At 68.3% G+C, this 14,200-nt stretch carries 9 protein-coding genes; 2 read left to right on the forward strand and 7 right to left on the reverse strand.

Annotation, left to right across the window (positions count from 1 at the left end; all coding sequences use genetic code 11):
- Nucleotides 1–2: 2 nt before the first annotated feature.
- The gene (gene arc / locus RIV14_RS04770; protein ID WP_075372503.1) at nucleotides 3–1,652 is read right to left on the reverse strand and encodes a proteasome ATPase; all 1,650 of its coding nucleotides are present in this window, start codon (nucleotides 1,650–1,652) and stop codon (nucleotides 3–5) included.
- A 192-nt stretch (nucleotides 1,653–1,844) separates the two neighbouring features.
- On the opposite strand from arc, the gene valS reads away from it, so the two are divergent.
- Nucleotides 1,845–4,661 carry a valine--tRNA ligase gene (gene valS / locus RIV14_RS04775; protein WP_075372504.1) on the forward strand — a complete coding sequence of 939 codons (2,817 nt, stop codon included), beginning with the start codon at nucleotides 1,845–1,847 and terminating at the stop codon, nucleotides 4,659–4,661.
- A gap of 68 nt (nucleotides 4,662–4,729) precedes the next feature.
- Here valS and RIV14_RS04780 read toward each other — a convergent pair whose 3' ends face one another.
- From RIV14_RS04780 to RIV14_RS04805, 6 genes are all read right to left on the reverse strand, one after another.
- Entirely contained in the window at nucleotides 4,730–5,650 is a 921-nt protein-coding gene (locus RIV14_RS04780; RefSeq protein ID WP_075372505.1) for a hypothetical protein, read from the reverse strand.
- Nucleotides 5,651–5,729: 79 nt separating this feature from the next.
- Complete coding sequence (locus RIV14_RS04785) at nucleotides 5,730–6,743, reverse strand: LacI family DNA-binding transcriptional regulator (protein ID WP_075372506.1); 1,014 nt, start codon at nucleotides 6,741–6,743, stop codon at nucleotides 5,730–5,732.
- The gene (locus tag RIV14_RS04790) at nucleotides 6,724–8,508 is read right to left on the reverse strand and encodes a glycoside hydrolase family 13 protein (RefSeq protein ID WP_075372507.1); all 1,785 of its coding nucleotides are present in this window, start codon (nucleotides 8,506–8,508) and stop codon (nucleotides 6,724–6,726) included. Before RIV14_RS04790 ends, RIV14_RS04785 begins: the two co-directional genes overlap by 20 nt.
- A 194-nt stretch (nucleotides 8,509–8,702) precedes the next feature.
- On the reverse strand, nucleotides 8,703–9,566 hold the full coding sequence (locus tag RIV14_RS04795) for a carbohydrate ABC transporter permease (protein WP_075372508.1): 864 nt from the start codon (nucleotides 9,564–9,566) through the stop codon (nucleotides 8,703–8,705).
- Nucleotides 9,563–10,600 carry a carbohydrate ABC transporter permease gene (locus RIV14_RS04800; RefSeq protein ID WP_075372509.1) on the reverse strand — a complete coding sequence of 346 codons (1,038 nt, stop codon included), beginning with the start codon at nucleotides 10,598–10,600 and terminating at the stop codon, nucleotides 9,563–9,565. Before RIV14_RS04800 ends, RIV14_RS04795 begins: the two co-directional genes overlap by 4 nt.
- A gap of 105 nt (nucleotides 10,601–10,705) precedes the next feature.
- A complete protein-coding gene (locus tag RIV14_RS04805) occupies nucleotides 10,706–11,998 on the reverse strand; it encodes an ABC transporter substrate-binding protein (protein WP_075372510.1) in 1,293 nt (430 codons plus the stop codon).
- A gap of 372 nt (nucleotides 11,999–12,370) precedes the next feature.
- On the opposite strand from RIV14_RS04805, the gene RIV14_RS04810 reads away from it, so the two are divergent.
- Nucleotides 12,371–14,200: an AMP-dependent synthetase/ligase gene (locus tag RIV14_RS04810; RefSeq protein WP_256699294.1), complete on the forward strand. Its 1,830-nt coding sequence runs from the start codon at nucleotides 12,371–12,373 to the stop codon at nucleotides 14,198–14,200.

Below are 14,200 nucleotides of genomic sequence, written 5' to 3' on the forward strand. Positions count from 1 at the left end.
TCTCACTCCTCGCGCGAGCGCTGGAGCACGCTCATGGAGACCACGGGGGTGCCGCGCCGCCCGCTGACGCGGGCCCAGTCGTCGGGGTGGACGGTGGCGGGCAGGCCCTCGTTCTCCATGATCTCCTCGATGACGGCGCGGCGCAGGTGCTCTGACGTCAGGCCGCGCCTGCCGTTGGTGACCAGGTCCTTGACGGCCGCCTTCTTGGCGCGGTCGACGATGTTGGCGAGCATGGCGCCGCTGACGAGGTCGGCGACGTGGAGGATCTCGGCCTGCCCGTCGGAGCGGGTGAGCTCGACCATCTCGGTGGCGCGGCGACGGGTGTAGAGGGCCTCGATCACCTGCTCGATGAGGGCGTCCACCGCCCCCTGCGCGTCGCCGTGAGCGGCCAGGAGCTCCTCGCTGATGGGCAGGTCGGGGGTCAGGTAGGTCGCCAGGATCTCGGCGGCGCCGCGCCGGTCCGGCCGCCCGATGCGGATCTTGACGTCGAGGCGGCCCGGCCGCAGGATCGCCGGGTCGATCATGTCCTCACGGTTGGTGGCACCAATGACCACGACGTTGTCGAGCTCGTCGACGCCGTCGATCTCGGCGAGCATCTGCGGGACCACGGTGGTCTCCACGTCCGAGGAGCGCCCGGACCCGCGGGTGCGGAACAGGGAGTCCATCTCGTCGAAGAAGACGACGACGGGCACCCCGGTGGCCGCCTTCTCCCTGGCGCGGGCGAAGATGACACGGATGCGCCGCTCGGTCTCCCCCACGTACTTGTCCAGCAGCTGGGGGCCCTTGATGTTGAGGAAGTAGGCCTCGCCGCGCCGGCCGGCCCCCAGGGAGGCGGCGACGGCCTTGGCGATGAGGGTCTTGCCGCATCCGGGCGGACCGTAGAGCAGCACTCCGCGCGGAGGGGTGAGCCGGTGCTCGCGGTAGAGGTCGGGGTGGAGGAAGGGCAGCTCGACGGCGTCGCGGATGAGCTCGATCTGCTCGCCCAGTCCCCCGATGTCGCCGTACCCGACGTCGGGCACCTCCTCCAGGACGAGCTCCTCGACCTCGGATCGCACCACGGGTCGTAGCGCCATGCGCACGGCCAGGTCGGCCACAAGGGCGTCACCGACCCGGGGGCGGTGGTCGCTCAGGGTCTCCGAGAGGCTGAGGACCTGCTCCTCGTCGTGGCGGGCCAGGACCAGGACGGTGTCGTCGTCGTAGGTCTCCTTGACGGTGACGACCTCCCCGAAGCGCGGCGAGGGGCAGGTGGCGGTGATGACGAGGTGCTCGTTGAGGACGACGTCGTCACCCGGGTGGAGGGAGGAGGACACGACGGCGGGTCCCACACCCACCCGGTGGCGTCGCCCGGCGATGGAGACGTCGGCGGTGCGCGCGCCTACGTCCACGGCCAGGACGGTGGCGTGCGCCAGGGGCGGGAGCTGAAGGGCCTTGACGTCCTCATGGAGGGCCGCCAGCTCCTGGCGCGCCGCCCTGAGGGCATTGGCCAGGTGGGTGTTCTTGCGGCTGAGGACGCCGGCGTGCTCGCTGAGCTCCCGCAGGCGGTCGGTGGCGTCCCCTCCGGCCTGGCTGCCTCCCTGCGCTGACGGGTCCCGGGAAACGCCCGACGACGCCTGTGCGGCTGGGTCCTTGTGCTCCACCGGCTCCTCATCCATGCGCGTCCTCCTCGACCGCGGCCCGGGGCCGCTGCGTGCCCCCTCGACCCGTATTGGTACAATCGTACCAATCAGCGCCCGTTTCGTAACCCGGATCCATATCTATGAGGCAGCTGGGGCGGCGCCGACGCCCACCGACCTCACACCTGGCCGTGTCGAGGGTCCGGGCCGCACCGTGACAGAATCGACCTCATGTCTGAGACCCCCACGAGCCACACCGCTCCCCCGTCATCGTCCAGCCGCCTGCTGCCCTCCGAGCCCCACAGCCCGCGAGTGCCGGCCAAGGTGTCGACCGACGGCCTGGAGACCACCTGGGGCGAGCGCTGGGAGTCCGAGGGGACCTACGCCTTCGACCGCAGCGCCGAGCGCGCCGAGGTCTTCTCCATCGACACCCCGCCGCCGACGGTCTCCGGCTCCCTGCACGTGGGGCACGTCTTCTCCTACACCCACACCGACACCGTGGCTCGCTTCCAGCGCATGCGCGGTAAGGCGGTGTTCTACCCCATGGGCTGGGACGACAACGGCCTGCCCACCGAGCGTCGCGTCCAGAACTACTTCGGGGTGCGCTGCGACCCCTCACTGCCCTATGACCCGGACTTCACTCCTCCGCACACCGGCGGGGAGGGCAAGTCGATCAAGGCCCGCGACCAGGTGCCGGTCTCGCGTCGCAACTTCGTCGAGCTGTGCGAGCGCCTCACGGTGGAGGACGAGAAGCAGTTCGAGGCCCTGTGGCGCCGCCTCGGCCTGAGCGTGGACTGGTCGCACACCTACCAGACCATCGGCGAGCGGGCCCGCAAGGTCGCCCAGACCGCCTTCCTGCACAACCTTGAGCGCGGGGAGGCCTACCAGGCGGCGGCGCCGGGTCTGTGGGACGTCACCTTCCAGACGGCGGTGGCCCAGGCAGAGCTGGAGTCCCGCGAGTACCCCGGCTTCTACCACCGCCTGGCCTTCCACATCGTCGATGAGGCGGCCGCTGCCAAGGCCGAGGCCGCCGGCGCCCCGGTGGAGGGCGGCGTCGACGTGTGCATCGAGACCACCCGCCCCGAGCTGCTGCCGGCCTGCGTGGCCCTGGTGGCCCACCCCGACGACGAGCGCTACCAGCCCCTGTTCGGCACCACCGTGTCCTCCCCCGTCTTCGGCGTCGAGGTGCCGGTCCTGCCGCACCCGGCTGCGGAGAAGGACAAGGGCGCCGGCATCGCCATGTGCTGCACCTTCGGTGACACCACGGACATCGACTGGTGGCGCGACCTGCAGCTGCCGCTGCGCGCGATCCTGCGCAAGGACGGGCGCATCGAGACGGAGACCCCCGAGTGGATCACCTCCGAGGCCGGCCGCGAGATGTACGAGGCCATGGCCGGCAAGACCACCTTCTCGGCCCGCGAGGCCCTCGTTGCCCGCCTGGCCCAGACCGGTGAGATGCGCGGTGAGCCCGTCAAGACGGTGCGTCAGACGAACTTCTTCGAGAAGGGCGACAAGCCCCTGGAGATCGTCACCTCCCGCCAGTGGTACATCCGCAACGGCGGCAAGGAGTGGACGAACCCGGCCTCCGGCACCGACCTGCGCGAGGAGCTGCTCGAGCGCGGCCGCCAGCTGGAGTTCCACCCCGACTTCATGCGCGTGCGCTACGAGAACTGGGTGCGTGGCCTCAACAACGACTGGCTGGTCTCACGTCAGCGCTTCTTCGGCGTCCCCTTCCCGCTGTGGTACAAGGTCGGGGCCGACGGCGAGGTCGACTACGACGCGATCCTGACCCCGGCCGAGTCCGAGCTGCCCGTGGACCCCTCCTCCGACGTCCCGGCCGGCTACACCGAGGACCAGCGCGGCGAGCCCGGTGGTTTCGTCGGTGAGCTCGACATCATGGACACCTGGGCCACCTCCTCCCTGTCGCCCCAGCTGGCCTCGGGCTGGCTGAGCGACGAGGACCTCTTCGGCCGGGTCTACCCGATGGACCTGCGCCCGCAGGGTCAGGACATCATCCGCACCTGGCTGTTCACCACGGTGGTGCGCGCGGACCTGGAGTTCGCGGCCCTGCCGTGGACGAATGCCGGCCTGTCGGGCTGGATCCTGGACTCCGACCACAAGAAGATGTCCAAGTCGAAGGGCAATGTCGTCACCCCCATGGGCCTGCTGGAGCAGTACGGCTCCGACGCCGTGCGCTACTGGGCCAGCTCGGCCCGCCTGGGCCTGGACGCGGCCTTCGAGGAGACCCAGATCAAGATCGGCCGTCGCCTGGCCATCAAGGTCCTCAACGCCTCCAAGTTCGCCCTGTCCATGGGGATCCCCTGGGACGCCGACGAGGCCACCGTGGCCGCGGCCCCCGCCCCCTGCCTGGACGCCTCGGTGGTCAGTGAGCCGATCGACCGCGCGGTCCTGGCGGCTCTGGCCAACGTCGTCGACGCCGCCACGGCGGCTTTCGAGGACTTCGGTCACGCCCGGGCCCTGGAAGTCACCGAGTCCTTCTTCTGGACCTTCTGCGATGACTACATCGAGCTGGTCAAGGACCGGGCCAATGACTTCGACGGCTCTCACGACGCCGCTGCTGTCCGCTCGGCGCGGGCGACGCTGGCGATCGCCGTTGACACCTTCGTGCGCCTGCTGGCCCCCTTCCTGCCGTTCGCCACCGAGGAGGTGTGGAGCTGGTACCGCACCGGCTCGGTGCACCGGGCCGCCTGGCCGCAGTCCGATGGTCTGCGGGAGGCCTCCGCCGGGGCCGACGCCGAGCTGGTGGCCCGCGCCGGGGCCGCTCTGGCGGCGCTGCGCAAGGTGAAGTCGGAGGCCAAGACGAGCCAGAAGACGCCGATCCTCTCGGTGACGCTGGCCGTTGCGGCAGACCGTCCCGAGTACGCCGAGGCCATCGAGGCGGTGCGTGCGGACCTGACCGAGGCCGCCAAGGTCACCGGACCCTTCACCGTGGAGCAGGCCGCCCCGGCAGCCGACTCGGCCGAAGGCGCCTCCCCGGTGACCGTGACCGCCGCCGAGCTCGGCCAGGCCCCGGCCAAGAAGAAGTGAGCCGCGAGCACCCGGTCCTGTGACGAACGGCGGCGCCCGCCCCCTCGGGCGGCGCCACCGTCGTCGTTCTAGGGCCTGCCGGGCAGGTTCACGCGGTCGGTTCTCTGCCGGAGGCTCAGGAGGATCCGGTACTCGATGAGGACGATGACCACGGCGGCCAGCAGGGCCGTAAGCACGTCGATGCGGCTGTGAGTCACGCAGTCGCGGCTGAGGAAGGGAATGAGTCGGGAGTCAAGCGAGGTCAGGCGCTCCCCGAGGCAGCTCATCGTGTCCCCGAAGTCATCCCGAGTGCTGGCGCTGCCGACCGTGTAGCCCCAGGCGACCCCGATCGTCAGTGCGAAGGTGCCGCCGAATGGTAGCCAGGAGAAGCCACGGGGCAGGTGGGCTCGATTCCGCCGGGACAGCACCACCGCGACGACGGCGATGGAGGCGAACACGATGCTCACTCCCAGCCCCATGAGGTCGGCGCGGTGCCGGATGCTCATGGGAGGACTGGGCCGCGCCGGATCAACGACCTCGTCGCTCACCACCGAGTACCCGCGGTCATCGTTCCCAGTGAGGACGAGACTGTGGCGGTTCGTCTCCACGCTGTTCGTGCTGGAAACGTTTGCGTAGGTCTTGGAGGTGGAGACCTCGGCTATCACATGAACATTGCCGTCACCCTGGTAGGTGGGCCTGATGCGCTTGACCTCGCTCGTCGCGGAGGTCACCGGGATACCGTCCTGGGTCAGCTGTTTGCGCGCATCTCGGATCATCAGCTCGGCCTGCATAGGTGGGGCGGCTCCGGTGGAGGCCTCGGGATTGGTCCATTCGGCGTCCAGCAGCGTTTGATGCTTCTTGACCGCGGCCAGGACGAGGTCGGAGTCGGGTTCGTCCCGTGCTGCCTCCTGGATCCTGGGAACCAGCCACGGGACAGCGGCGAGAGCCGCCACGGCCAGGATCAGCAGGCCGATGAGAGTGTTGATTATGCGGGTTCTGCTCAGCGTCATCCTTTCTCCTTCAACGTCTCACATTCATCATCGAGTCTGGCAGACATTGCAGCAATCCGGGCGCTTTCACGTCCGCTCCTCAGCTCCGGCAGAGCGCCGTGGAGCCGCGGTCAGTGAGGACGGCGGGCATGAGCCCACGGTGCTGGGACGGGTCCGGTTCTCTTCTGAGGCGCCTCAGCAGGAGCGAGCCCGCCTCGGCCCCCATGGTCTCACGGTTGACGCTGAGCTCGCTGAAGGCTTCCCCCCGGCGGACGCTGTCCTGCGTGATCCCGAGGGTGAGCACGGACAGGTCGGCGGGAACGGACAGCCCGTGGGCCTGCGCCGCGCAGGCAAGTCCCACCACAGCGGCGGGGTTGTTGGACAGGACTGCGCTACACCCCTCGATGAGGCCGCCGGACCGCACGATGTCGGCGCCGGCCAGCGCCGCCTCCGGGACCTGGCGCACCAAGACCTCCACCCCCAGCTTCTGCGCGGCGCGCAGGAGCTCGTGGGTGTGGTCCTGGCGGGCGTGAGCGTCGTCGGAGGCGGTCTCCCGCATGAGTGCGATGATGCGGCGGTGCCCGAGCCCGGTCAGGTGCTCGACGCCGGCGTGCGCCATTTGAGCGAAGTCCGCGTCGATGCCGGGCGCCCCACCGGCGCGATCGGAGGAGCCGATGAGGACGGTGGGGACCTTCTCCTCCAGCAGCATCGCCTCGCGCTCATCGCCGTCGGCCACATCCATGAGAACCACCCCGCCCAGGGCGCCGGAGCGCACGAGCGAGCGCAGCTCGATCAGCGGCGTCGAAGAGGTCATGACCGGGATGACGGCCTGGATTCCGCTGGGCGCCAGTGCGCGGCACACCCCATCGACGTAGTCCAGGTCATTGGCGTCAATGGTGGAGCGCTGGCGCCGGAACAGGACCCCCACGGTACGCAGCACCGGCGAGGCCAGTGAGCGCGCGGCGGTGTTGGGGTGGTAGTCGAGCTCGCGCACGGCCCGCATGACCCGCTCCCGGGTGCTCGAGCGCGTCGAGCGCTGGCCGCTCAGGACGTAGGTGACGGTCGAGGGCGACACCCCCGCCGCCCGGGCCACGTCAGCGCGGGTCGCCGCCATCGGTTCCTCCGGCGGAAAGACCCAGCCAGCAGGCACCGTTGGGTGGTACGACGACGGCGTCCGCGGCATCCACGGTATCCGCCGAATCCGCCCCGTCCACCTCGCTTCGGTGCCAGGAGGTGATGAGGGGCCTGCCGGCTGCCTTGATCGCCACCGGCTGCTCGGTGGTGTTGAGGACGATCCCTGTGGTGCCGTTGCGCAGGAGCAGGATCCCGGGTTCACTGTCCAGCCACTCCACCGAGCCGCGCCCCAGTCGGAGCTCGCGGCGCAGGGCGATGGCCCGCCGGTACAGGCTGAGGGTGGAGCCCTCGCGCCCCTCCTGGACCTGAGGCGAGTACTCGCCCCACCCCTCGGGTTGGGGCAGCCAGGTGCGGCCGGTGGCGTTGTAGCCGTAGGAGGCTCCGTCCCGCGTCCAGGGCAGGGGGACCCGGCAGCCGTCGCGCCCCGGTACGAGGTGGTCGGTGCGCTCCCACAGGGGGTCCTGGCGGGCCTCGTCCTCCATGGTGGTGTGCTCGGGCAGTCCCAGCTCCTCACCCTGGTAGAGGTAGGCGCTGCCGGGCAGGCCCAGCATGAATAGGGTGGCGGCGCGCGCCCGGGCCAGGCCGAGCTCGGCGTCGGGCTGGGGATCCTTGGGGCCGATCCCGGGGTTGGTGTCCATGTCGGCGGGGTAGGCCAGGCGGGAGGCGTGGCGCACGACGTCGTGGTTGGACAGCACCCAGGTGGCTGGCGCCCCGACAGCACCGTACTCGCTCAGGGAGACGTCGATGACGCGGCGCAGCCCATCCGCGTCCCAGCCTGCGGTCAGGAAAGGGAAGTTGAAGGCCTGGCTCATCTCGTCGGCACGCACGTACAGGGCGACATCGGCCTCCGTGGGCACCCAGGCCTCGGCGACCAGGAGGATGTCCTCGCCGACCTCGTCCAGGACGCGGCGCCACTCACGGTAGATGTCGTGGACCCCGGGCTGGTTGAAGGCCGGCCCAACGTCGGGCAGCTTCTCGCGGGCGGCGGCAGCGTCCTCGCCTTCTACGGCGACGACATTCCACCGGTCCGGACCGAGATCGTCGTCGGGCAGCCCCTCGGCCTTGACCAGCCCGTGGGCGACGTCGACGCGGAACCCGTCGATGCCGCGCTCCACCCAGAAGCGCAGGAAGGTGCGAAAGTGTTCGTGAACGTCCTCGTTGGACCAGTTGAAGTCGGGTTGCTCGGCTGCGAACAGGTGAAGGTAGTACCAGCCCTGGTCCTCGCTGCGACCGGTAAGCGGCTCGACCGGCTGCCAGGCGGGTCCTCCGAAGAGCGAGCCCCAGTTGTTCGGGGCGCCGTCGGTGCTGTGGCGGAAGATATAGCGGTCGCGCTCGGGCGAACCGGGCCCGGCCTCCAGAGCGGCGCGGAACCACTTGTGCTGGTCGGAGGAGTGGTTGGGGACCAGGTCGATGATGACGCGGATACCGGCCTCGTGGAGGTCGGCGATGAGGGCATCGAGGTCCTGCAGGGAACCGTACTCGGGGGCCAGGTCGAAGTAGTCCGAGACGTCGTAGCCGGCGTCGACCTGGGGCGAGGGGTAGAAGGGCGAGAGCCACACGGCATCCACGCCGAGTGCCACCAGGTGGTCGATGTGCTCCCGGATCCCCTGAATATCGCCGATGCCGTCACCGTTGGCATCGGCGAAGGAGCGGGGGTAGATCTGGTAGATGACGGCATCGCGCCACCAGGCGTCGGTGTCGGTGCGCGATACGAGGCCCTGCGGGCGGGCACTGGTCAAGGTCATGGACGGGTCCTATGTCAGGCCGCTGCGCTGCGGCCAGGTGAATGAAGACGAGGGATGAGGGAGGGGGGGGCGGAGGCAACCAGCGTCGCCCCGAACGATCCCTGTGGGGCGGTGCGGTGGTGCCGCCCCACAGAGACGAACGGGTGATGGGCGGGCGGGCTTCTCCAGGGAGCCGGGCCCGGGCTTGCGTCTGTCTACTGCTTGAGCCCTCCTGCGGCCAGTCCGGCCACGATCCGCCGCTGGAAGAGCAGCACCATGATGACCAGCGGCAGCGTCATGATGACACCGGCCGCCATCTGGGAGCCGAAGGGCGTGTTGAACTGGGAGTCCCCGGTGAACTTCGACAGCAGCACCGTGGCCGGCTGCATCGAGGGGTTGATGATCATCGTGACGGCCACGAGGAACTCGTTCCAGGCGCCGATGAAGATGATGATGGCGGTGGTGAAGATTCCCGGCGCGGCCAGTGGGAGGATGACCTTGCGGAAGGCCTGGCCGGGGGTGCATCCGTCGACCATGGCGGACTGCTCGAGCTCCTGGGGCATCTGCCGGAAGAAGCTCGTCAGGTTCCACACCGCCAGTGGCAGTGAGAAGGACAGGTCCGGGACGATCATCGCCTGGTAGGTGTCCGTCCAGCCCCAGGCGGCGAAGTTCTTCAGCAGGGGCACGATGATGGCCACGAGTGGGAACATCGAGGTGGCGATGATGAGGAGCATCAGCAGGCCCTTGCCCCGGAAGTCGAGGCGCGCCAGGGCGTAGGCGGTGAAGGTCGCCACCGCCAGCGCCACGACCGTCACGACGATCGAGACGACCAGGGAGTTGATGAGGCCGTTGGCGAAGTCGTTCTTCTCGGAGAAGACCGCCTTGTAGTTCTCGAAGGAGGGGTGGCGGGGCCACCAGCTGTTCTCGAAGATCTCACTGTCGGGGCGCAGTGAGGAGACCAGCATCCAGTAGAAGGGCGCCAGGCAGTAGATGACGATGAGGACGATTCCGACGGTGGAGAAGAGGCTTCCCCAGTCCCTCTTGGTCTTGCGGACAGGTGCGGCGGTGGAGGTGCTCATGCCTGCTGGCTCCTTTCAGTAGCCGTCTGGGAGGCCGGGGTGGAGGAGCCGGAGCGCTTGAAGAAGGCGCTGACCGGCAGCTTGCGCTCATTGCGCTTGCGTCGGGCCTCGTCGTTACCACTGATGTCGGTGTTGGTGATCTTCAAGAACGCGACGGCGAAGACGAAGACGTAGAGGAACAGGATGAGGGCGTAGGCCGCGGCACTGCCGTAGCGGGAGTTGGAGCTCTCGTCCTGGACCAGCATGGAGAGGGTCTCCACGCTGCCCTTCCTGGGGCCGATGAGGATGTAGGGCAGGTCGAACATGCGCAGGGCGTCCAGGGCCCGGAAGACCACGGCCACGACGAGCGCGGGCTTGACCAGCGGCAGGGTGATGGAGGTGAAGCGCTTCCAGGCGCTGGCGCCGTCGATCTTGGCGGCCTCGTAGACCTCATCGGGGATGAGCTGGAGTCCGGCCAGGGTAAGCAGCCCGATGTAGGGCGCCGTCTTCCACACGTCGGCGATAATGATGGCCGCCTTGGCGCTCAGGTCCCCTGAGGCCCACATGACGTGCCGGCCCAGAATGGCGTTGGCGACACCGTTCTGGTTGAAGATCCAGCCCCACAGGATGGCGGAGACCGCGGTGGGGATCGCCCAGGGCACGAGGATCGAGGCGCGCACGATGCCGCGTCCCTTCATCGCCTTGTGCATGATGAGCGCCATGGCAACGCCCAGGATGGTCTCCAGGACCACGGTGACCACGCCGAAGAGGGTCGTGTTGTAGAAGGCCACCCAGAACCTCTCCCCGGCGCTGGAGAAGATGTCGGTGTAGTTCTTCAGACCCACGAAGGGCTCAGTGGTGGAGAAGAAGCCGTTGTCCTCCAGGCTGGGCCGCCCGAAGAGCGACTGGTAGAGGGACTGGGCGATGGGGATGAGGATGACGATCGTCAGTACCAGCACCGTGGGCGAGATGAGCAGCCAGGCCAGACGGGCCTGGGCCTTGGAGCTCTTGGACTGGCGGTTGACGACTTGTTCGGAGTGCGTCGTTGTACTCATGACTGTCCTTTGACCGTCCTTTTGACTGTCCTTGCTGACTGTCCTAGATGACATGACCGGGTTCACGAGGGGCTCCGCCATAAGGCGGTCACCGTATCGAGGCTCTTAGCCCTCCAGCTTCTTCAGGCTGCTGCTCAGGCCGGCGATAACGTCCTTGGCTGTCCTGCTCCCCGGCTGCTGGATCGCGGGATAGATGCTGTCCTGGATCTTGGCGGTGACGTCACCGTAGTAGACGGCCTGAGGACGGCTCTTGGCGTTCTCAAGACTCTGCTTGAGAATCGGCAGGTAGGGGAAGTCCTTGAGAAGCTCGGGGTCGTCGTAGAGGGATCCGAGGATCGGGGCGAGCGTCTGGGTCTTGAGCTGATAACGCTGGGAGTCCTCGTTGATCCACCACTTGACGAATTTCAAGGCAGTGGCCTTGTTCTTCGACCCCTTGGTGATGGCGCAGTTGTGCCCGCCCAGGGTCGGCACGAATGACTTGCCATCGATGCTCGGCAGGGCGGCGACGTCGAACTTGTCCGTCCCCAGGGACTCCTTGTTGTTGGCGTACTGATAGGGCCACTGACGGAGGAACAGGAGGTCGCCCGCCTCGAAGGCGTTACGCCCGTCCTCCTCCTTCCACTCCAGGGACTCCTTGGGGATGTAGTTCTTGGAGAAGCCGTCAATGAGCCACTGCAGACCGGTAACCGACTCGGCGGAGTCGACGATGACCTGGGCATCGTCGTCGTAGAAGCCGCCGCCTGCGGTGTGGATGAACTCCGAGGCGCAGCAGGTCAGGCCCTCGTACTTGGCGAACTGACCGCCGAACCCTCCGATGTTCTCGTGGCCGGGCAGGGCCCGCACCTTGTCGATGGCGGCCTTGACCTCGTCCCAGGTCTTGGGAACCGCGACGCCGGCCTTCGCCAGGAAGTCCTTGCGGTAGAACATCATCGGGGCGTCAGTGACGAAGGGGACCGCGAAGAGCTTGTCCTTGTAGAGGCCCGTCTTCCACACGGGTTCGAGGATGTCGTCGTTCTTGAGCTCATCCTGGGGCAGCTCGACCACCCACCGGTTGGCGGCGAACTCGGAGACCCAGACGTTGTCCAGGGAGACGACGTCGTAGGCCTTGGAGTTGATTCTGGCGGCGTTGATGAGGGAGGTGCGCTGCTGGTCGGCCTCGGCGGAGAGCTCGATGAGCTTGACCTCCTCGCCAGGGTGGGCCTTGTTCCACTCATCGATCCGGGCCTGGACCTTGCCGCCCGAGTTGTCCTTGCCCTGGACCCAGGTGATTGGTCCGGTGCCTTCAAAGGTGACGGGGCCGTCGTCGTCTCCGCGGGACGTGGAGCAGGCCGCCATTGAGGCCAGCGCCGCCGCCAGGGCCGAGCCCTGGATGAACTGACGACGGGGTAGGGGTGTCATGCGTGTTTCCTCCTTGAAACTGTTGCGGAGCCCACCGGCTCCGTTCCGGAAGGACCCACATTGTCGACGCGCGTCGACTAGGGCTGAGAGGCACGTTACACATATGCAACCAAGCGGTCAAACCTATCGCTCTCGTTTCCTCAGGCGCCTTGAGAGGAACCTCCGAGCCGCAGACTCCCCTCCCATCACCCACATCCCGTGATCTCCATGAGACCACTGCGCACCACCTGTGAAAACCTCCACAGCGTCGCTCTCCTTCTCTCACCTCAACGGTGCGCCGCCCTGACCACCGCCTGACACAATGAGGCCGTGAGCTCTCACCACTCCTCGCCCCAGGCCACCAGCACCAGGCCACCACGCTATCCCGGCCATATGACCGACGGGGTCTCCAGCACCGAGATCCCCTTCCAGCCCGAGGAGCACTGGTCGGTTCCGTGGCTGCTCGCCGACCGCATCGCCCGCAGTGGCGACCGGCCACTCGTGGCCCGCAAGTCGTCCCTGTCGGGGGACTGGCAGGAGGTCTCGGCCCGAGCCTTCGGTGAGGAGGTGGCCCATGTGGCCGCGGGTCTCATCGGCATGGGGCTCGAGGCCGGCGCCACCGTCGGCATCATGGCGCACACCTCCTACGACTGGTTCCTCCTGGACATGGCCATCGCCCGCGCGGGCCTCATCTCCGTGCCCATCTACGAGACGAGCTCAGCCGAGCAGGTCGAGTGGATCGTCACCGACTCCGACGTGCGAGTGGTCATCACCGAGAGCGGCACGCTGGCCGAGCTCGTACGCGGCGCCGTCGCCGGTATCGGGCACACGGTGAGGGTCCTCGCCCTGGACTCCGACGCCATCACCACCATCGTCCAGGCGGGCTCGGGCGTCAGCCCCTCCCAGGTCGACCAGCGCACCAACGCCCTCACGGTCGACGACGTCTACTCCATCATCTACACCTCCGGCACCACGGGCCGTCCCAAGGGCGTCGAGCTCACCCACCGCAACGCCGTCGGCATCCCCTATCACGGGGTGCGCTACCTGCCCGGAGTCCTGTGGGGCGACAACGTGCGCCTGCTGCTGTTCCTGCCGCTGGCCCACGTCTACGCCCGCTGCCTCCAGCTGCTGTCCCTGGCCGGCGAGGGCGTGCTGGGCCACACCCCCGACGCCAGGACCCTTCTGCCCGACCTGCAGTCCTTCGCCCCCTCCTACATCCTGGCCGTCCCGCGCGTCCTGGAGAAGATCTACAACGCCGCCGACGCCAAGGCCGGCAGCGGCGCCAAGCTCAAGCTGTTCCGTTGGGCCGCCAAGGTCGCCATCGCCTACTCCCGCGCCCTGGACACCCCACAAGGCCCCTCCGGCAGCCTCCGTCGGGCGCACGCCGTGGCCGACCGTCTCGTCTTCCGCAAGATCCGGGGACTCATGGGCCCCAACGCCCGCTTCATCATCTCCGGCGGGGGGCCGCTGGGACAGCGTCTGGGCCACTTCTACCGCGGGCTGGGACTGGTCATCCTGGAGGGCTACGGCCTGACCGAGACCATCGGCCCGGTCAGCGTCAACACAGACTGGCTCAACAAGATCGGCACTGTCGGCCCGCCCGTCTGCGGCAACGAGATCCGCATCGGTGAGGACGACGAGATCCAGGTCCGCGGCCTGGGCGTCTTCTCCACCTACCACAACAACCCCTCGGCCACCGCCGAGGCCTTCACCGCCGACGGCTGGTTTTGCACCGGCGACATCGGCGCCCTTGATGACGACGGCTACCTGCGCATCACCGGACGCAAGAAGGAGCTCATCGTCACCGCCGGAGGCAAGAACGTCGCCCCCGCCCAGCTTGAGGACCGCCTGCGCGGCCACCCGCTCATCAGCCAGGTGCTCGTCATCGGGGACGGGGAGCCCTTCATCTCCGCACTCATCACACTGGACAAGGACATGCTCCCCCAGTGGCTGCGCAACCACGGGCTGCCGGCCATGGACGTGGTCGAGGCCTCCTCCCACCCGCAGGTGCTCGCCGCCCTGGACCGGGCCGTGGCGCGCACGAACCGCGCGGTCTCCCGGGCCGAGTCGATCCGCACCTTCCGGGTGCTGGCCACAGACTTCACCGAGGCCAACGGCCTGCTCACCCCGTCGCTGAAGGTCAAGCGCGGCCCGGTCATGGAGGCCCACGCCGACGTCATCGCGGACATTTACGGCTCCACCCGCAAAGGACCACAGGAGTAA

It is taken from the genome of Actinomyces acetigenes, assembly GCF_031296635.1.
Lineage (GTDB): Bacteria > Actinomycetota > Actinomycetes > Actinomycetales > Actinomycetaceae > Actinomyces > Actinomyces acetigenes.

Coding starts and splice junctions, on each gene's coding strand:
- RIV14_RS04785 (WP_075372506.1), bottom strand. CDS start 6,743: ATGGCGGCGACCCGCGCTGACGTGGCCCGGGCGGCGGGGGTGTCGCCC.
- RIV14_RS04795 (WP_075372508.1), bottom strand. CDS start 9,566: ATGAGCACCTCCACCGCCGCACCTGTCCGCAAGACCAAGAGGGACTGG.
- arc (WP_075372503.1), bottom strand. CDS start 1,652: ATGGATGAGGAGCCGGTGGAGCACAAGGACCCAGCCGCACAGGCGTCG.
- RIV14_RS04800 (WP_075372509.1), bottom strand. CDS start 10,600: ATGAGTACAACGACGCACTCCGAACAAGTCGTCAACCGCCAGTCCAAG.
- RIV14_RS04790 (WP_075372507.1), bottom strand. CDS start 8,508: ATGACCTTGACCAGTGCCCGCCCGCAGGGCCTCGTATCGCGCACCGAC.
- RIV14_RS04810 (WP_256699294.1), top strand. CDS start 12,371: ATGACCGACGGGGTCTCCAGCACCGAGATCCCCTTCCAGCCCGAGGAG.
- valS (WP_075372504.1), top strand. CDS start 1,845: ATGTCTGAGACCCCCACGAGCCACACCGCTCCCCCGTCATCGTCCAGC.
- RIV14_RS04780 (WP_075372505.1), bottom strand. CDS start 5,650: ATGACGCTGAGCAGAACCCGCATAATCAACACTCTCATCGGCCTGCTG.
- RIV14_RS04805 (WP_075372510.1), bottom strand. CDS start 11,998: ATGACACCCCTACCCCGTCGTCAGTTCATCCAGGGCTCGGCCCTGGCG.